This window comes from Streptomyces chlorus (genome assembly GCF_042655885.1).
GTDB lineage: Bacteria > Actinomycetota > Actinomycetes > Streptomycetales > Streptomycetaceae > Streptomyces > Streptomyces chlorus.
In genome coordinates this window covers 40,609-59,653 of record NZ_JBHSOA010000004.1, presented here as the reverse complement: position 1 = coordinate 59,653, position 19,045 = coordinate 40,609, and the positions used below count along the sequence as shown (strand labels likewise).

General features: G+C 70.1%; 13 protein-coding genes and 1 tRNA gene. 2 read left to right on the top strand and 12 right to left on the bottom strand.

All coding sequences use genetic code 11. The annotated features are described in order from the left end of the window. Position 1: 1 nt before the first annotated feature. The 4 genes from pglX to ACFPZI_RS02415 form a co-directional block, all read right to left on the bottom strand. Positions 2 to 3,805 carry a BREX-2 system adenine-specific DNA-methyltransferase PglX gene (gene pglX, locus ACFPZI_RS02430; RefSeq protein WP_381357509.1) on the bottom strand — a complete coding sequence of 1,268 codons (3,804 nt, stop codon included), beginning with the start codon at positions 3,803 to 3,805 and terminating at the stop codon, positions 2 to 4. 132 nt (positions 3,806 to 3,937) lie between these two features. Beyond that, positions 3,938 to 5,425, bottom strand: a complete 1,488-nt coding sequence (locus ACFPZI_RS02425) for a hypothetical protein (RefSeq protein ID WP_381357506.1) — start codon at positions 5,423 to 5,425, stop codon at positions 3,938 to 3,940. Then, the gene (locus tag ACFPZI_RS02420) at positions 5,422 to 6,849 is read right to left on the bottom strand and encodes a KGGVGR-motif variant AAA ATPase (RefSeq protein WP_381357504.1); all 1,428 of its coding nucleotides are present in this window, start codon (positions 6,847 to 6,849) and stop codon (positions 5,422 to 5,424) included. Before ACFPZI_RS02420 ends, ACFPZI_RS02425 begins: the two co-directional genes overlap by 4 nt. After that, positions 6,849 to 7,343 carry a hypothetical protein gene (locus ACFPZI_RS02415; RefSeq protein ID WP_381357502.1) on the bottom strand — a complete coding sequence of 165 codons (495 nt, stop codon included), beginning with the start codon at positions 7,341 to 7,343 and terminating at the stop codon, positions 6,849 to 6,851. Before ACFPZI_RS02415 ends, ACFPZI_RS02420 begins: the two co-directional genes overlap by 1 nt. Positions 7,344 to 7,606: 263 nt before the next feature. Between ACFPZI_RS02415 and ACFPZI_RS02410 the strand changes: the two genes are divergently transcribed. Next, positions 7,607 to 8,035: a hypothetical protein gene (locus ACFPZI_RS02410; protein WP_381357499.1), complete on the top strand. Its 429-nt coding sequence runs from the start codon at positions 7,607 to 7,609 to the stop codon at positions 8,033 to 8,035. Positions 8,036 to 8,092: 57 nt separating this feature from the next. Continuing rightward, on the top strand, positions 8,093 to 8,437 hold the full coding sequence (locus tag ACFPZI_RS02405; RefSeq protein WP_381357496.1) for a hypothetical protein: 345 nt from the start codon (positions 8,093 to 8,095) through the stop codon (positions 8,435 to 8,437). A 130-nt stretch (positions 8,438 to 8,567) separates the two neighbouring features. Here the strand turns inward: ACFPZI_RS02405 and pglW are convergent, their stop codons facing one another. The 8 genes from pglW to galU form a co-directional block, all read right to left on the bottom strand. Beyond that, on the bottom strand, positions 8,568 to 13,004 hold the full coding sequence (pglW, locus tag ACFPZI_RS02400; RefSeq protein WP_381357494.1) for a BREX system serine/threonine kinase PglW: 4,437 nt from the start codon (positions 13,002 to 13,004) through the stop codon (positions 8,568 to 8,570). A 333-nt stretch (positions 13,005 to 13,337) separates the two neighbouring features. Further along, positions 13,338 to 13,411: transfer RNA gene (locus tag ACFPZI_RS02395), tRNA-Ala, on the bottom strand. Positions 13,412 to 13,493: 82 nt separating this feature from the next. Continuing rightward, on the bottom strand, positions 13,494 to 14,807 hold the full coding sequence (sepX, locus tag ACFPZI_RS02390) for a divisome protein SepX/GlpR (protein WP_381357491.1): 1,314 nt from the start codon (positions 14,805 to 14,807) through the stop codon (positions 13,494 to 13,496). Positions 14,808 to 14,987: 180 nt separating this feature from the next. Next, positions 14,988 to 15,638, bottom strand: a complete 651-nt coding sequence (locus ACFPZI_RS02385) for a GNAT family N-acetyltransferase (RefSeq protein ID WP_381357488.1) — start codon at positions 15,636 to 15,638, stop codon at positions 14,988 to 14,990. A gap of 17 nt (positions 15,639 to 15,655) precedes the next feature. Next, a complete protein-coding gene (locus ACFPZI_RS02380) occupies positions 15,656 to 16,201 on the bottom strand; it encodes a MogA/MoaB family molybdenum cofactor biosynthesis protein (protein ID WP_381357486.1) in 546 nt (181 codons plus the stop codon). Beyond that, positions 16,198 to 16,725, bottom strand: coding sequence for a cyclic pyranopterin monophosphate synthase MoaC (moaC, locus tag ACFPZI_RS02375; protein WP_381357483.1), 528 nt, complete (start codon positions 16,723 to 16,725; stop codon positions 16,198 to 16,200). The genes ACFPZI_RS02380 and moaC overlap by 4 nt, the downstream gene beginning before the upstream one ends. 84 nt (positions 16,726 to 16,809) lie before the next feature. After that, positions 16,810 to 18,132, bottom strand: a complete 1,323-nt coding sequence (glp, locus tag ACFPZI_RS02370; protein WP_381357481.1) for a molybdotransferase-like divisome protein Glp — start codon at positions 18,130 to 18,132, stop codon at positions 16,810 to 16,812. Beyond that, positions 18,129 to 19,040: a UTP--glucose-1-phosphate uridylyltransferase GalU gene (galU, locus tag ACFPZI_RS02365; RefSeq protein WP_381357478.1), complete on the bottom strand. Its 912-nt coding sequence runs from the start codon at positions 19,038 to 19,040 to the stop codon at positions 18,129 to 18,131. Before galU ends, glp begins: the two co-directional genes overlap by 4 nt. Positions 19,041 to 19,045: the final 5 nt, after the last annotated feature.

The window sequence follows — 19,045 nt, the reverse complement described above, 5'->3', positions numbered from 1 at the left end:
GCTACTCGGCAGTCTTCGTACGTCCGCCACGCCTCTTCTCGGGACGCCAGTCGCGGAGATCGGACTCTGCGAGGTGGCGGTCGGTGCAGCCCTTTTTCAGCGCGGTCTGGAACTCACGGGCCGGGTTGTCACCCCACTCCTCATCGTGCTCGTCGTACCACTGGCGGACCCAGGGCATGATCTCCAGCAACCCGGCCAGCAGCGGCACGAACCGCGGGTCCTCCCGCTTCCAGCCATCCTGGTCGGCACGGTCGGTGATGAGGTTGACGAGGGCCTCGGCCTGATCCCGGTGGTTCCAGCCGGCCCAACCCAGCAGCAGGGAGGGGTCGCTGTCGGGGGAGGCGCCGGGGTAGGAGATGAACCGCTCCTTCGGCACGTCGAGCTTGCCGCGGTTCGACCAGTAGGAGTGCCGGAGGAAGTCAGCGCCGGAGTACTTCGGAGCAGGCTTGATATCCCGTCGCACACCGTCGTGGTCCTCCTCCCGCTGCTCTTCCCAGACTCGTTCCCACTGGGCACGCTTACGCAGGCCGGTCTCCTTGTAGCGGAGGGCGGCAAGGTAGGGGACGTGCTCGTTCTCGATGACGGCCTGGAGCACGGTGGCGAGGGATGCCTCGGGCTTGTTGAGGTGGTCGGCCGCGTAGAGCGCGGCGACAGCCTGAACGTCCTCGTCGTGCCGCAGCACGTCGGCAAGCTGGTACACGGTGAGAGCGCGAGGTGCGGTGTACTCACCACGCTCGCCGAACCACAGTTCCTTGCGCTCGGCTGCGTCCAGCAACCAGGCCCGCAGCGCGGCGGCCTCGCGCTTGCCCCACGGTTCGGTGGACCAACGCCGCTTGTACTCAGGGCGTTCGAGCAGCCGAATGTCCTTGTTGGAGGCGATGAGATCGAGTCGAGCCTGCACGACCTTCTTGTATGCTTCGGGCCATTCGGCGGGGATGCCGGAGACGGCAGTTTCTTCGGACCCGTGCCGGTCGAACCAGGCGGTCTCGATCTCACTGGTGTCAACCGTCCGCTTGAGCACAATCTCGAAGGCCCGCTGCCCTAGGGCGAGTTGCGGAACGGCTTCGTCGCTCAGCTCGGTGGGATCACCAGGCAGGGTGGCCGCCTCGACCTCTTTGGCCGTGAGCAACCCATACGCCCCGTAAACAACCCAGTCCAACTCCTCCTGAAGAAGGATCATCCATGCACGGATGCGGGCCTGCGCCTTGCTTGCTGCGTGGAGGGCAGCTCGGGTGGGAGGCCCAGACGTGGCAATCACGGAGGGCTCATGCCTGGCCAGTTCCTGAGCAAGGGTGTCAAGTTCGTAACCAAGAGCGAGGGGAAGCCTTTCAGGAAGAGGAAACTCCTCAAGCTTGGTTCCAGTGAACTCGTAGCGTTCTTCCCACTCTTCATCTTGCACGCCACGCCCGAGGCCACTCCCACCCTTGCCCTGGCTAACCTGCTTCAGCCAGAAGCAGGCGGCTGAAGAGTTCAGTACTCCCATCAACTCCAAGTACCGTTCTTCGCTCACCCCTCCAGGCAATTTGATCACCGGAGCGGTCTGCTTAAAAACCTTTCCACCCCGGTCTAGCACAAAATGGTTATGCGTAGCAACGAACGGGAAAGAAATACCGAGAGAACTGGTGTATCGCTCGGGATGCCACCGACTCCATTCATACCAGGTCAGCCCGATCTCTTCATGAGTACCGCCCGGTTCCCGGCGTTCGCGAAGTTCTGACCGAAGTTTCCACAGAAGTCGTTCGAGGGAGGGGTCACCCAGGTCAGCTGAGAGCTCACTTCCGTACGGGAAAAGCGCTTCAGTTTCGGGATAAAGGAACCAATCTCGAATCACTGTCCCTTCAACGAGCGGGACAACTCTCTGTCGAGGAACCCCCTGGCGGCGCCAGGCCCCCGGCGGCGCAAAGTAGGCACTGTCGGCACCGGTGTGAGCTGTACGCCCAATGAGTTGCACAATGGAACCGAAACGTTGCGGAGACGCCCGATGAAGTTGGGCCATAAGACCGTGAGAACTTCCCCCTTGCAACGACCAAGGGAAACTTCGGAACCGTTCCCGTTCGGCATCAAGAACCGAAACCCACCCCTCTTCCGCCCCAGGCTTGCCGACGGACCTTACGATGTCCTGCCAAACACGCCCCCGGGAAGCGTCGTCCGGCTGGCTCGGCTCACCCCGAACACCTAGCACAGCCCGAATGGGCTTGACCTGACGAGCCACCTGATTACGCCCGGCCAAAATCACCGTCGGCGTACCGTGTCCCGGAATATAAGCCCCGGACGTATCGATGATGTGCGTGAGATCTACGCCACCGAAGTCACGTTTCCGCTTGTTCCTGGGGTCCTTGTAAGGGCCGCCGTAGAAGAACGACTCAATCAGAACCTTGCCGAACTCCCTCTTCATGAACGAGTTCGCCGTGATCTGCCCGGTGAAGCCACCATCCTGACCGCTTCCACTCGCCCTCAGCGCAAGCTCAAAAATCCGCTGGGCGAATGGCACTGACAGCGCATACTGGCGAGAGCAGGCCCAGTACACATCCCGGTAATTCTGGTTCTCCTGCTTGTCCTTGACCGTGATGTAGGGCGGGTTCGCCACCACCACGTGATACGACCCCCGCCCCAGCAGGTCGACTTCCGTCACGTACTCCTTGACGTCTTCCGTCCGGTACGTGAAGACCTCTCTGCGGGCGAGGTCGTCAAACGTCTGGTCGGCTTCCTGCCCGGCATCCCGTCCGTGCAGCAGCGAGTCCCCCACCGCCACCCGAATGGGCAATCCCGGCGCCCGCTGAAGCTCCCGTACCCCACCCTCCTTCAGCGCGGCGACAAGCAGCCGGAACCGTGCGATGGAAGCTGCGAACGGGTTCTTGTCGGCCCCGTGAACCGACTCCAGCGCGCGCCGGATGAGAACCCACCCGTCCGTACCGGGCTCCAGCTCACGCCATTTGGTGAGGATCCGTTCGAACAGGCCGAGCAGGAAGTGCCCGGAGCCGCACGCGGGGTCGATGCAGCGCAGCCCCCGCACCCGGCCGTCCTCGTCGATCTCGCCCCGCCAGCCGTCGGGCCGGTGCTTCCACACCGGGTCGAGGCCGAACTCCTCCACGGCCGGTTCCAGCGTCAGGTCGAGGATGAACTTTTCGACGAACACCGGCGTCTGGAGCAGCGCGTAGGTCTTGCGGGCATGCTCGGAGAGGTCCTGGTACAGATCGCCGAGGAAGCGGGTGTTCAGCTCGGGGTCGGTGAAGTCGTGCCGGAGCCGGCCCTCGGCGTCGCGCTCGCGCCAGAAGGAGAGGAGGCGGGTCGCGGCACCGTAGGACGGGGTGACCTCCCACAGGGGGTTGAAACGCCGGTCGAAGAGACCCTCGGCCGTGGTGTGGGCCTCACCGAGCCCTTTGAACGACTCCAGCAGCCAGTCGCGGTCGTTGCGCTCGGGGTGCAGGCGGAAGTAGTCGTCGTGCCGGTCCTGCGCCTCGGCCAGCCGCTCACCGGGGCCGGACAGCCAGGCATCCGGGATGAGTCCGTTGTCCTCGCTGAACCGGACGAAGACGCAGGCCAGCACCCACGCGGCGGCGACCTGCACCAGCCGGTCGTCGAGCCAGGTCTCGTAGCCGACGCCCGTACGGCCCTCGCCGTCGGCGCGCTGGTACTCGGCCAGCAGCGACGGCGCGAACTCCTCGCCCGCCGCCCGCTCCCTGAGATCCTGCTCCAGCAGGGCGACCTGCTTCTGCAGGTCCTTCAGCAGCGCCTCGTGGCGCGGCGAGGCACCCTCCGCAGGTGATGCGGGCGATTCCACGCCGTGGACTTCCGCAGATGACACCGGTGCACACTCTCCATCCCGACCGACCCGCCGTGTGGCACGGCGTGCCCGCCCATCCTGCCAGGTCGACTTTGCAAAGTGAGAGTGCTATAGAGCGCACGGGACGTGCGGAGACGGCGAACCGGGCGGCGACTACGCCCTCGGCTTGGGAACACCGCCTCTGCGTCCCAGTCCGAACGCGATCCGGTACACGTCGGGCAGGTCCAGCCGGCCGTCGCTGCGCGGATCCGTCATCACGCCCAGCTCCCTCAGCTCGGCGATCAGGCGTGGCAGGTCGTCCGGGTGGCGTGGGCCGGTGCGGACCAGCTCGGGCCGGTCGGCCTGCACGTACCGCGCCGCGTCCTTGGCCAGCACGCTGGGCAGGTCGGCGTCCTGCCACAGCTTGAGGACCATCTCCTCCTCGATGGGCACCTGGCAGCCGACGAGCGGCTCTATCGCCAGCTTCACCCACGGCGTGTCCTCGCTCACCTCGTTCACCCGCCGCTTCGAGGCATCCTGCACCCCGGCGCGGATCGCCTCGTGGTGCAGGGCGCGGTCGTGCCCGGGGTGGGTCGAACGAGTCACGTCGGCTGCCGTGGCCAGGGCCTGGAGGAAACTGCGCGGGCTGGTCTTCCCCTTGCCGTCCATGAGGTGGTTCGGCAGCCAGGTGTAGGGCCTGCCCTTGCGGTAGTTGCCGCCCATGAACGGGTCTGCGATCTGCGCGAAGAGCTCTTCTTGCCTCGCAGCATCGTTGCGCAGCAGCATCGGCGGAACATGCCGCGTGCCCGCGTCGTCGGTGTCCCAGCCCCCGGTGATCCGGCGGAACCGCTGCGCCGGCTCGACCTGCTCCTCGTCCTCATTGCCCAGGCAGTGGAAGAGCAGCCCGTACAGATCCGTCTGCGTCCACTCCAGGGCCGCCGCGTACCCCGACAGCTTCGCGGCGTCGGCGAAGGCGAGCTTCGCGGCCTCGAACATGTCCGGGCGGATGAACACCTTCAGCCGGATGTTGCGCGTACCGAACCGCATCTGAAGGGCCAACCGCAGGAGGCCGCCGACCAGGAGGTCCGCCCGCGCGCGGTCCGGGTGCAGATGCTCAAGAGCGTCGAAGAGCAGTAGATGGACGACGTTCGCCTCGTACGCCTCGCGGTCCGCCCGCTCCAGCGTGCGCTGCGCCGCACCGGTGTGAGCACGGACCCAGGCGACCTTGTCCCGCCACTCCAGCAGTCCGCGCAGCTCCTCCTGCCCGAGCGCCGTCAACAGCACCGCGTACCAGATGTCGTACGGGTCCTCCCCCGCCTCGACCAGCCCCCTCAGGTCGGGCGGCCCCGGGTAGCGCTCGGAGTTCAGGTCCAGCCCGTGCCCGGGGTGGACCTTCAGGTGGCGCAGGCGGTTGATGCGGTACTCGTCGGCAGCCAGCTCGCGCAGCCGCTCGTCCAGGAGCGTGTGGTACCAGAACGTCTTGCCGACGCCCCGCCCGCCCGGCACCACCACGTTGTCGACGTACAGGGCGGTGCGGTGCGAGTCCGGCATGAACAGGGTGTGGGCGGTCGGCCGGCGGGTGTCGGCGTAGACGGACTCCCGCAGTGCCGCCGTCAGCAGGTCGCGGTACTCGTGGGCGGTGAGGCCGGCCTCGTTCGTCACGTGTCTCGCGTTCCTTCCTGGTTCCGGCCGGCCGTCAGCGCCTGCTCGATCAGCGGGGTGGCTCCGGCCAGGAAGTCACCGTATGCGGCCCGCACGAACGCACGGTCCTGCCAGCCCGGCGCGTTGATCGCGTCCATGCCCACCAGGCCCGGTTCGAACAGGATGGGGAGCGGAGAGTGCGGCGCCAGGTCGTCGGCGAGGGCGGGAGAGAACACCTCGTCCCCCAGCGTGGCGACGGCGCCGTCCTCCCCCACGTCGACCGGGTCGACGGAGTCGTACAGCACCTCGAAGCACTCGAACGCCCGCCTGCGGAACGCCTCCAGATAGCCGTCCATCGGATAGTGCACGGAGTCCGGCACCATCGAGGCGACCATGCGCAGCTTCTCGCGGATGCGCGGCGCCTGCCCGGAGGACCACCATGTGGCGAACAGGTCGCTATAGCCCATCCATGTCTGCTCGTTGTGGCTGCCGAAGAGGAGGGCGAGGTCGCAGAGCCGGGAGATGGCCACGGCCGCCACGTCGTGGATACCGGCCCTGCTGTCGAGGAGGACGACGTCCGGGCGTCGGCCCGTGTCGCTGTCCCGCTCCACGGCGTCCTCGCAGGCCCGCACCGCCCGCTCCAGCCGGTCCGCGAAGCTCACGTCGGCGGTGTCCGCGTAGACGCGGTTCAGTTTGTCGGCATACGAGTACCGGGCCTGGCCGTCCGTGCCCCTGCCGCGGGCCGGAGCCACCCACAGCTCGCCGAACCGGCCGTCGGCCGCCCGGGGAGGGTCGTACGGGGAGCGGATGACGATGTCCAGGCCGTCCGCGTTGCCCACCGCGTCCTCGACGAGGTGGTCCACCAAGCCGTGCGGAGACAGGTCGCGGCCCATGAGCAGCGGGCCCGCGCCCGGGGACTCCAGGTCCAGGTCGACGACCAGGACGGCATGGCCCCGGTCGGCCAGATGGCGTGCCAGCACGGCCATCGCCGTCGTACGCCCCACCCCGCCCTTGAACCCGTACAGCGCGGTGCGGTGGGCGCGGACGCCGTCGGGACCGGACCCGGGCGTGGAGACCATCGCCCAGTCCTCGCCGACGACGGTGTTGTCGAGGAAGCGGACGGAGCCCGGACCTGACGTGCCGTCCGGGTCCGCCACCGCCCGCACGGAACCCAGCAGGGCATCCGCCGAGAACATGTCCGAGGCCAGCAGCACCGGCTGGCCGGACCGGTACGGGCCCAGGCCGTCGGAGAACGCCGTTTCCCAGTCCGCCATCAGCCCGCGTACCGCCGCCTTCTCCTTCCCGGCGTCGTCGACGACGAGGGAGAACCGGCCGAGTACGTCGCGGACCAGCACGACGGGGAATCCCTGCCCGGCAACGTCACGGGCGGCTTCGAAGGCGCGGTGCCGGGCCTGGTCGAAGCGGACCGGAATCTCGACGGACATCACGTCAGCTTTCCGTGGAGCAGTGCGTGTTCGTGCAGGGTGAGTATGCGGCGGGCCGCGTCCCGGCGTCGCTCCACCACCTCGGCCTGCGCGTAAGTCCCGTCCGAGTAGCGGGTGCTGACGTGCCATCCCCTGAAGACCCGCAGGTCACCGTCGAGCGCCGCGTGCAGAGGCGCCCCGCTCCGGCCACGCGCCAGCAGCTTGATCTCCCTGACGAGCTGGTTGATGTGACCGAACTGGAGAGTGCGTTCGGGATCATCGTCCGGCGGCTCCGGGTGCGCGACCTCCGGCTTGTTGGACGGGCCCATCGCCACGTCCGTGAAGCGCAGCAGCAGACTCTTGACCGCGCATTCCGCGGCGAAGCCGTAGAGATGGTCGGCGGTCGGCAGGCGGCTGTCGCGGTGGACGTAGGCGGCGTCGTCGAAGTGACGCTTCGCCGCCCTGGCGAAATGATCCTCTTGTAAGGTCTCCGGCACATCACGGATCTTAGCCACGCCCTCCTGCTCAACAGCCTTGAACCGGCAGCCTCCGGCGGAGGGCCGACGGCTCGGCCGAGTACCGGTCCATGGGGGCCACTCCGAGGCCACGAAGATCCACGATGTCTTGAACACCCCTTGTTTGCCCCTTAATTGGACATGTTGGGTTGTATGCGTCCCTAGAACAGGGGTCCGAGAAATGGCGCCTCCGCTGACCACGGAGGCGACTTCACAAGGGGGAAGGCTTGCGTCGCATCGCTTTCTGTACCGTCAACACAGCGTTGACCGCCGCGGTTGCCGCTTCCATTCTGCTGGTGCCGGCCGCTTCCGCGTCCGCCGCACCCGCTTCGGGTGACAGGGCCACCGGCGTCGCCGTCGACAGCATTGACGCCACATGCAAGAGCCGCAGCCGGAATCACATAGTCCGCACGTACTACCGTGGCCCGGAGTTCTCCACTCTGCGCTGCGGCACCAAGACGTGGGGATGGAAGCACATCAAGGCCCGCCACGGCTGGAACAAGACCATGGACAAGAAGATCAGCACGGCCATCTGGTCCGGCAGCCCGAACGGCCGTGGCGGGTTCTCCACCTACACGAACACCTGCCCGCGCATCGAGAAGTTCCGGACGATCATCGGCACCCCGGCCGGGACGAACGACCTGCTGACGGCGTACAAGGTCGACCAGCCTGCCGTCGTCGCCACGTGCTGAGGACCGGGTAGAGCTTGAGGCGGGCCTACGCGGATGGCTCAGGGAAGGAAGGCACTCATGACGGCGCAGACACCGGCCGAGCAGGCGCTGGCTCGCTCGTACACCACCGGTGACGGCAGCGTGCGATTCGACGTCGCCGACCTGTCGGTCGACCGCCTCCCCGGGGGCCACGCCCTGCTGGCCTACCGGCTCAGGGTGGAGCGTCCGGGTCTGCCGGACGAGCACTGGGCCGTCACCCTGCCCTGGGAGGACAGGTCCTTCGCGGATGTCCTCGACTCGCCGGCCCCGGACCCCGAGCGGCTGCGGCAGCTCGTGCACCTCGTTCGTGCCCTGCTGGAGGAATGGTGGGACACGAAGGGACACAACCGGCGGTCGGCGAAGCTGGGACACCGCCTCCCCTGACCTCCCCGGCATCGGGGGTCGGCCTCCTGCCGAACAGCACATCGGGCTGAAGGTCCGGCTCTGGTTGTACGAGCGGCATTCCGTCGCTTCCCAAGGCAGCCAGAGCCGGGCCGACCGACCGCATCACGCGTCAGACTCGCCTCACCGGCTCATCCGTCGCTGCCCCTTGGGACTTCAGTTCCTTGAGGAACAGGCCCTTCACCCGCGCCCATTCGCTCATCCGGTCCACGATGTCCACCGTGCGGCCGTCCAGCGCGGGCGACGCGTCCGGGTCCTCCATCGGAACCAGCAGCCACAGGCCGTGCGGAGCATCGGACGGACGTCGGGCAGCCTCCTGGAGCGCCACCAGCAGCTCACGGCCGCCGGCCGTCCAGTAGCGGGCGGTGAGCGCGGCCTCGTGAGCGAAGAGCACCGTGCGCGGACCGGTCCTCTCCGCGAGGGCGACGGCGCGTTCGGTGACCCGCTCGGTCGCGGCCCGCGCGTAGGAGGCGAGGCCCGCTCCGAGTGACCCCGAGGCGGCGAACGCGGCGTCCGCGCGCAGCAGCGCCTGCCATGCGACACCGTTCTCTGCGGCCAGTCCCCTCAGCGCGTCGAGGAACAGGTCGTCCAGCGAGACCGGCACGACGTCGAAGCGTGTCGCCAACTGCTCGGCGACACCCGGAAGTTCGGACGCCTTGACGGTGAGCGCGAGGAAACCACCGCGCCGACGGGCCGCCTGAAGCCGCGCCGTCATGACCCGGCGTGGGTCGTTCCCCAGGGCCAGCTCGCTCTGCGCGGCCGCGATGAGGGTGCCGGTGCTGGTGAGCATGGACACCGACGGCTCGTAGTGAGAGCCGACGGTCTCGCGGACCCGCGGCATGAACCGCTTGCGCTGGTGGTCGTAGGCGAGCGGGAAGTCGGTCTGGGCCAGCGCCTCCTGAAGTTCCACGTAGGTGGTGTCGGCCAGCACCGCCAGTCCGGGGAAGCGGGCCCGGACACGGGTGATCAGGTCCGCGGCGCCTATACCGGTGTCGGCGCGGACACCCGCGGGGGCCTGGGAGATGCGCAGGGCACGGACCAGGTCCAGATCCAGCGGGAAGAGTTCCAGGCGTGGGGAGACGGCGACGCCGGGCGCCATGGCCGCCGCCAGGTCGACGAGCCGGGTGTCCGCGATCGCCGCCATGCCCTCCGGCGCGGGCACCGCGCGCAGCTCGCGCAGCACCGTCGCCCGGCCCGGCAGCGGATCGCGGCGGGCGACCGACACCGCCGCCTCGCCCAGGAGGGCGGCGTAGTCCGCGAGTTCCGCCGGGGTGGGGTCGTCGGTGCCCGGCTGGTCCTCCAGGGCCAGCAGCACCCGTCCGCCGCGCCGCAGAACCGCCAGCCGGACCGGGGGCTCCGCGTCGGGACCGGTGTTCTCCTCGCGCTTGCGGAACTCCACCTCCGCCGCGGCCCGGACCACGGCCAGCGCCTGAGCCAGCGTGTCGCCGGGGTCCCCATCACCCGCTCCGTGCCGGGCACGCAGATCGACGGCCAGTTCCTCGGCGGTCATGATCCTGCCCCGGTTGGACAGGATCGTCACCATCTCGTCCCGGACGCGACGCAGCCAGGACAGCTCCGACCACAGTTCGATCGCGGCCTGCTGATGCTGGGAAACGGTGGTCTGGGTGATGCCCAGGGCGCGCGCGATGGCCGACTGGGCGGGCCACAGTTCCAGCCGCTCGGCGCCGGGCAGCTGGAGCATGGCCCGTACGACATCGGGGCGGGGCTTCGTGCGACGCCTGCCCTCCTGCGGGGTGAGCCGCACGGCCAGGGTCTCCACCGGCTCCAGCGCGTCCTCGGGCGCCTCCGCCGGAACGTCCGCTGCCGGGCGGGCGGCGGGGCGCTTGCGCAGGGCATGTGTCCACTGGCGGTGGCGGCGGTTGAGCTCCTTGCGGATCACATTGCCCGCACCCCGGGCACGGGAGATCGTGTGCGGGGCGATGTCGAGCAGGGCCCCCACGGTCGACGCGCCGAGAGCGGCGGCGACGGACACCGCGCGGGGTGACAGACCCGCGGCGTCCAACGGGGTGTTCGGTTCCGCCGCCGCGGCGGCCTGCTCCCTGGCCTCCTCGATGTCCTCGACGGTCATCCCGACCGTGGCGGGCGTGGTGGCCGGAGGCGCCTTGTCCGCCGTGCGGAACAGCCTTCGCCACGCCTCCTGCATTTCACGCAGGCTGTCGTAGCGCTGCTCGACGTCACGGTGCAGGGCACGAGGGAAGAAGGTGCTCAGCCCGTCGCGGAGCGCCTGGTCGAACAACTCGTCGGCGACGTGCAGTTCGGCATCGGCGACGGTGAGCGGGCTGCCCTGGCCGTCGCCCCACACGGGCCGCTCGCCCGAAGCCATCTCGTGCAGGGTCACCGCGGCGGCGTACCACTCGGCGTGGTCGTCGTAGCGCTCACGCCGGCTCCCGCCCAGGAACGGGTCGAGATAGCCGCGCGTCCCCGCGTGCAGATCCTGGTCGGGTGCGTCGGCCAGCGAGAAGTCGAACAGCATCAGCTGCCAGGAGCCGTCACTGCGCTTGAACAGGCCCAGGTTGTCCGGCTTGATGTCCCGGTGCCGCACCCCGCGCGCCGAGAGACTGTCCAAAGCCTCGAAGAGGTCGTTGCCGAAGCGCTCCAGCTGGTCGTAGCCGAGCGCTCCCTCGCCGCGCAGCCGGGAACCGAGACTCACCGCCTCCCGGTCGCCGGGAGGCCGGAAGCCACCCGCGTACTCGATTTCCAGGATCATCCGCCCGCCGAGTTCGCGCGGCTCGGCCAGCAGCTTCACGATGCGTCCGCCGCCGACCTCCTTGAGCGCCGCGGCCTCCGCGGTGAGACGGGCATCCTTGTCATGGTCCAGCGCGACCTTGAAGACGCGGGGCGAGTCCGCCTCGCCGCCCGGCTCGCCCTCCGTGCGGCGTACCAGCAGGGCACGGGCCGTGGCACCGGTGCCGAGCACCCGGGCCACCGTCCAGGTGTCGTCGAGAGACTGGCCCGGCTGCACCGTCAGGGGATCCAGGACCGCCGCGTCCGTGGGCTCGGGCGCCGCGGCATCGGCCTCGGCCGCGTCCAGCAGCCGCAAGAACTCCTCGGCCGACGTCAGCCGGTCCTGCACGTCGGCCGCGGTGGCGCGGAAGACCAGGGAGTCCAGCGCGGTGGACACGCCGTCGGCGACCGCGTACGAGTGCAGCCCGCCCTCCTCCCGCAGCCGGTCCACCAAGGTGCTGCGCCGGTCGGCCGGCGGGCGCCCGGTGAGCAGCAGATAAGCGAGGCTGCCCAGCCCGAACACATCGAGGTCGATCGGATCCGCGAACTCCTGGTCGGTCTCGGGAGCGAGGTACACCTGCGCGACGTCCGCGATCAGGTCCGCGTCCAGCGGAGTGTCCCCGAGCGTGTGGTGCATCGTGGTCTTGAAGTCACGGGCGGCGGTCTGCCAGTCCGCGATGCGCAGTACCGGCTCGCTGCCGTCCTCCCGCGCCGACACATACACCGAACGGGCGGACAGGGCCCGGTGGTAGAGGGAACGGTTGTGGGCGTACCGGACCGCCTCGGCGAGCTGGCGGACCAGGTCCAGCCGGGCCTCCGGCGTGAGCCGGCCGCCGTACGCGTCGAGGTAGGCGTCGAGGCGCAGGTCCGACGCGCGGTGCCGGAAGAGGATCGCCGGGCCGCCGGCGTGCTCCTGGATCTGCACCGCCTGCACGATGCCGCGGTGGTTGATGCCCTGCAGCACGTGGTACTCGCGGCGGGCCGCCCGGTCCACCTGGTGCCGCTGGTGCTGCGACGCCGCCTCTCCGGCCAGGTAGATCCGCACCCGGCCGTTCTCCCGCACCAGCCCGTCGTCGCGTTGCGCGAGCCGGTCCTCCCAGCCGGGGCCCGCGTCCAGCGCGCGCGGCTCCAGCCGCCAGTCGTCACCGAAGCGCAGGTGAGCCGTCGAGTGGCTGACCCCGATGCGCTTCATCAGCTCTTCGAGCAGCAGGCCGGTCTGCGGAGTGACGCGCCAGCTCTCGCGCTCGGGCGGCAGGCTCAGCAGCCCGTCCCAGATACCGGGCAGCCCGCTGCCGCCGCCGTCGCGCCCGTAGACGCCGGTCCGCTGGAACTCGTCGAGGCCGCTCACCAGATCGGGATCGTGGAGGAAGACGGCCGGTTTGATGAAGGGGACCCGCCTGGGGTCCTGCTTGAGGGCGCGCGCGGCCCGCGCCAGCTGCTCCTTGAGTTCCTTGGCCTTGAGATCGGTGAGGTGCAGGGGATTCTTGATCGTGCGCACCCGGTCGTCGTGGAACTGCCAGGTGTCCCCGTGGTTCACCACCCGGCCCGGGTGGCCCTTCAACTCCAGCAGGTACACCCCGCCGGGTACGGCGATCAACAGGTCGCACTCGCTCACGCGGCCCGAGGGACCGGTGAACTGGAACGTCGCCCACGCCCGGTACGGCTCGGCCTTCGGCATCCGCTGCCGGACATGGTCCAGCCCGTCCTGCTCCCACGCGTGGCCACTGCGCCTCGGCTGGAACCAGCGCTCACGGGCCGGAGGCGGTCCTGATTCGGGAGCGGACGGCCGCACGGCTGGCGTCACCGAAACCTCCCGGAATGATCATCGTCGGCGCAGAGAGGCAGGCATGGTACCCACGTCGTCGGCCTGACGCACAAACCACGAGCGGCTTCGCACCCGCGCGCTTGATCGTGTTTTGTCCCAGGCTCGCACCGCATCCTAGATGAATCATTCCAAGGCATGGGGCGCGAGCGACCGGCCCATCAGATCCACGCCGACGGCACCGGCCAGGGGTGCCGGATCCTGCGTCTCACGGTCCGTTCGAGCGATGGCGCGCAGGGATCCGGCCGGCAGAAGTTCCTCGCGCCAACACGAAGAAGCCCCCGCCGGTTTCCCGGCGGGGGCTTTCAGCTGCGGTGGACCTGTGGGGATTTGAACCCCAGACCCCCTCGATGCGAACGAGGTGCGCTACCAGACTGCGCCACAGGCCCTTGCGACGAGTGAAACTTTAGCATCCCGATCGGCGTGCTCGGAAATCCGTTGCGGGTGGGGGGTCACCTGCGGTTTCGGGGGTCATTCGTTGGCCGCGCGCGGCCGGTCGCCGTCCTCGTACTGGTCGAACAGCGGGGTGCGGCCGCGCTCGCGCGCCCGGCGGGCCGAGGCCGCCGTGGGGGTTCCCCCGCGCGAGCGCCTTCGAGCGTGGGGGAGGGCGTCGGTGCGGCCGTCGTCGTCCAGGCGGTCGTCGTGGTCGCTCTCCGCGCCCGCGTCGTGGGGTTCGGCGTCGTCGGACGCGGCGGCCTCCTCCGGGCCCGGGGCCATGGAGCTCGAGCGGGCCGAGCTCCAGGTGTCCGGGGCGCCGAGGTCCACGTCGCTGGTGGCGCGCGGGGCGACCGGGGCGGTCACGTACGTGGGCAGCGGGACCGGGACCGGGTCCCAGCTGTCGCCGCCCTGGCCGGGGCGGCGCTGGCGCTCGCGCTGCTGGTCGACCCACTCGGCATGGTCGGTCTGCTCCACGAGCGCCCGCCGGTCGGCGGCGAGCGCCAGGAGGCCGGGGTCGGTCTCCTGGTCCGGTTCGACGGCCGGCTCGAAGCCCTGCCCGGGCCCCTCCGGTTCGTCGGTGTCCGCGTCGCCGACGGACGGGCGGCGGCGCGGCCGGCGCTCGCGCTCACGCAGCCGCTGCGCCGCGGCCTCCGCCTGGCGGCGGTCCATCTGGTACGCGAACCGGCGGTGCTCCTGGGAGCGCAGGTACACGATGTAGGCGCTCAGCAGTATGGCCGGCACTCCGGGTGCCCACAGGAACGCGAGTCCGCCGATCGCCGCGACGACCGCGCCGAGCGTGAAGGCGACGAACAGCAGGGTGGTGGTGCGCCGACGGCGTGCGAGCACCTTCGAGCGCCGGGCGCGCGCCGCGGAGGCCTGCGCCGACCGGGACTGCTGGGCGGCGGACCGGGCCGGTCCGGCGGGCTGTGCCCGTCGGGGGTCCCGTTCACGGCGGGCGGACGGGACACGCTCGCGCGCGGGACCAAGTTCGGGGCCTGGACCGGGTTCGGAGCCGCGCCGGTCCGGCCGCTGCGCGGGCTGCTCCCGTACGGGGGCCTGTACCTGCGGACGGGTCTGGGACACGGCGAAAGCCCGGACGTCCACCGAATCGGTGACCGCGTCCGGGTCGTGAGCGCTCCGCTCCTCCTCGTCGGTGGAGCGCTCCCGCAGGTCCTTGGCGTACCGGCGCTCCATTCCCGCCCGTCCGGACAACAATCGGATGGCGGTGCTGAAGCGTTCCGTCGGACGGGCTTCGTTCAGCTCGTCCTGCCTACGGAGCCACATCGGCACCAAGTAGGCGGCCCAGGCCCCGACAATGACTGCGTAGATGAGGCCGCTGCTGCTCACGCCTCACACGGTAGAGGGGTTTAGGTGGGGCCATCCGCCAATTGAGCCGGTGTGTCGCACGATCCGGCTGATATCTCGAACTTTTTTGGATCCATGTGATCAGCAGACCACTCGAGATGCGAAATTCCCTGCCTTCACATGCTTCAGCCGGTCACCAGGCGATCAAATTCGAACATTTATTCAATTACCGGGGCTGTGCGGGATTCCGGGATTACGCCGCTCGTCCTCCGGCCGCTCACGCCGGGAGCGTTCCCGCTGCCAGCGGCCGAGCAGCCCCTCGGGCGCTTCCTCGGCTGTGAGCGCGAAGACGAGATGGTCGCGCCAGGCTCCGTCGATGTGCAGATAACGCGGGCGCAGCCCCTCCGCGCGGAATCCGAGTTTCTCCACGACCCGTCGGCTGGGCCCGTTCTCGGGGCGAATGCACACCTCGACGCGGTGCAGCCCGACCGTACGGAAACAGTGGTCCACGGCCATCGCCACGGCTGTCGGCATCACTCCGCGGCCGGCCACCGCCTCGTCCACCCAGTAGCCGACGTGACCCGAGCACATCGAGCCCCAGGTGATCCCCGCGACTGTCAACTGGCCGACCAGACGTCCCTGGTACTCGATGACGAACGGCAGCATCCGGCCCGCGTGTGCCTCGGCCCTCAGATGACGGACCATCTGGCGGTAGGTCGGCCGGTGCACGACCGGACCGGCGGGGGTGGGCGGCGGGATGGTCGCCTCCCAGGGCCGCAGCCAGTCACGGTTGCGGCGGTTGGCCTCGCGCCAGGCCCGCTGGTCGCGCATCTTTATGGGCCTCAGGACGACGTCACCGACCGCCAGCTCCACGGGCCAGGCCGAGCCGTTCAGCTCACACCCCCGCCACCGGCCCCCGGTCCGGGGTGGTCACCACCGCGCAACTGGTCGACCGCGTGCTTCAGCAGCGGCTCCAGGACGGCGAGACCGTCCTTCACCCCACCCCTGGACCCCGGCAGGTTGACGATCAGGGTCCCGCCGCCCGCGACCCCCGCGATGCCCCGGGAAAGGGCGGCCGTCGGCACCTTGTCCCGGCCGTACGCCCGGATGGCCTCCGCGATGCCGGGCACCTCGTGGCCGATCACCGCGCGGGTCGCCTCGGGGGTGCGGTCGGTGGGCGAGATGCCGGTGCCGCCGGTGGTCACGATGACGTCGTACCCGGCCTCCGTACCCGCGCGCAGCGCGGCCTCCACCGGATCACCGTCGGGGACCACCTGGGGGCCGTCGACGGCGAAGCCGAAGCGCCGCAGGCCCTCGGCGATCAGCGGGCCGCCCGTGTCCTGGTAGACGCCGGCGGCGGCCCGGTTGGAGGCGGTGACCACCAGGGCGCTGTACGGCGCGGGAAGTGCGCCGCCGATGGATGCGTCGAGTGTCATGCCCTGCTCCAGTGGCCCGACGTGCCGCCCGTCTTCTCCTCCACCCGCACGGCCGTGATGACCGCCTTCCTGTCGACCGCCTTCACCATGTCGATCACGGTGAGCGCGGCGACCGAGACCGCGGTGAGCGCCTCCATCTCGACGCCCGTGCGGTCCGTCGTCCGCACGGTGGCCGTGATCTCCACGGCGTCGTCCGCGACCGACAGGTCCAGTGTCACACCGGAGAGGGCGAGAGGGTGGCACAGCGGGATCAGGTCGGGGGTGCGTTTGGCTCCCATGATGCCCGCGATCCGCGCGGTGGCCAGGGCGTCTCCCTTGGGGACCCCCTCGCCGCGGAGCAGTTCGATCACACGGGGCGAGACCAGGACGCGGCCGGTGGCGCGGGCGGTGCGCGCGGTCACGTCCTTGCCGGAGACGTCGACCATACGGGCGGCGCCCGCCTCGTCGAGATGCGTCAGACGGTCCTGCGTACGGTCGTCCTGCGCTGGAGGTCCGGGGGTCTCCCCCCGGGAAGGCACGGTCATGAGTGTGGCGCTCCCGGTCCGGGCCCGCCGCGGTGCGGCGCGCGGGCCTGCTGTGCGCGACACGGTACCGCCAACCCGTGCGGGTCAGCCGAGCAGGATCACCTCGACGTCGGTGCCGGAGGCGATGGACTCGACGTCCTCGGGGACGACGATCAGCGCGTTCGCCTGGGCGAGAGCGGCCACCAGGTGGGATCCGGCGCCGCCGACCGGGGTCACCTCGCCGTCGGCGTACCGGCCGCGCAGGAACTGGCGGCGGCCCTTCGGCGAGGTCAGCGCCCCGCCCGCGGTGAGGGTGGCGCGGGTTCTCGGCCGGTGGACGTCCGTGAGGCCCATCAGGGTACGGATGGCGGGACGGGCGAACAGCTCGAAGGAGACGTACGAGGAGACCGGGTTGCCGGGGAGGGCCAGCAGCGGGGTGTGGTCGGGGCCGATGGAGCCGAAGCCCTGCGGCTTGCCGGGCTGCATGGCGAGCTTGCGGAAGTCGATGCCGCTGCCCGGCTCGTCCTCGTCGCCGACGGACGACAGCGCCTCCCTGACGACGTCGTACGCCCCGACGCTGACGCCGCCGGTGGTGACCATCAGGTCGGCGCGCACCAGCTGGTCCTCGATGGTGTCGCGCAGGGTGTCGGCGTCGTCGGCGACGGCGCCCACGCGGTAGGCGATGGCGCCGGCGTCGCGGGCGCAGGCGGTGAGGGAGAAGCTGTTGGAGTCGTAGATCTGACCGGCGCTCAGCTCCTCGTCGGGCTGGACGAGTTCACTGCCGGTGGAGAGCACGACCACGCGCGGGCGCGGGTGCACCCGTACGGAGCCGCGGCCGATCGCGGCCAGGAGGGAGATCTGGGGCGGGCCGAGGATCGTACCGGCCTCCAGGGCGCGGTCGCCGGCCCGTACGTCGCTGCCCTTGGCGCGCACGTGCGCGCGTGCCCCGGCCGGGCGGTACACGAGCACCTGGCCGGTGGCGCCCTCGGGGGCCAGGCTGCGGGCCCGCATCCCGGTGACCGGGCCCTCGCCGAGCCCGCCGTCGGTCCACTCGACGGGGACGACGGTCTCGGCGCCGGGCGGGAGCGGGGCGCCGGTCATGATGCGTACCGTCTGGCCGGGACCGACCTGGAGCAGGCCGGCCTGGCCGGCCGCGACGTCACCGACGACCTCGAGGGCCGCCGGGTACTGCTCGCTCGCGCCCGCGACATCCGCGACCCGTACCGCGTACCCGTCCATGGAGCTGTTGTCGAACGGCGGCAGCGACACCGGCACCGTGACGTCCTCGACCAGGACGCAGCCCTGGGCATCGAGGAGCTGCAGCTCGATGGGTTCCAGGGGGCGGACGGTGGCGAGGATGTCGTCCAGGTGCTCGTCCACCGACCAGAGGTGGTCCGGGCCTGCGGTGCGGGGCGCGGCGGTGCTCAAGGCTGCTGCATCTCCTCGGTGACGTAACGGCGGAGCCAGGTCCGGAAGTCCGGGCCCAGGTCCTCACGTTCGCACGCGAGTCGGACAATGGCACGCAGGTAGTCGCCTCGGTCGCCGGTGTCATAGCGGCGGCCCTTGAAGACCACGCCGTGCACCGGGCCGCCGATCTCCTCGTCCTCGGCGAGCTGCTGGAGGGCGTCGGTGAGCTGGATCTCGCCGCCGCGGCCCGGCTCGGTCTTCCGCAGTACGTCGAAGACGGCCGGGTCGAGGACGTAGCGGCCGATGATGGCGTAGTTGGAGGGGGCGTCGGCGGGGTCGGGTTTCTCGACCAGGCCGCTGACCCGGACGACGTCGGAGTCCGTGGTGGTCTCGACGGCGGCGGACCCGTAGAGGTGGATCTGCTCCGGGTCGACCTCCATGAGCGCGACGACGCTGCCGCCGTGCTGCTCCTGGACCTCGACCATGCGCTGGAGCAGGGGGTCCCGGGGGTCGATCAGGTCGTCGCCGAGGAGGACGGCGAAGGGTTCGTCGCCGACGTGCGGGGCGGCGCACAGGACGGCGTGGCCGAGGCCCTTGGGGTCGCCCTGGCGGACGTAGTGCATCGTCGCGAGGTCGCTGGATTCCTGGACCTTGGCGAGGCGGGCGGCGTCACCCTTCCTGTTGAGGGCGGACTCCAGTTCGTAATTGCGGTCGAAATGGTCCTCCAGGGGGCGTTTGTTGCGGCCCGTCACCATGAGGACGTCATCGAGACCTGCGGCGGCGGCCTCTTCGACCACGTACTGGATCGCCGGCTTGTCGACGACCGGCAGCATCTCCTTGGGAGTGGCCTTGGTGGCCGGTAGGAACCGGGTACCGAGGCCCGCCGCGGGGATGACAGCCTTGCTGATCCGAGGGTGCGACTGAATCATGCCCG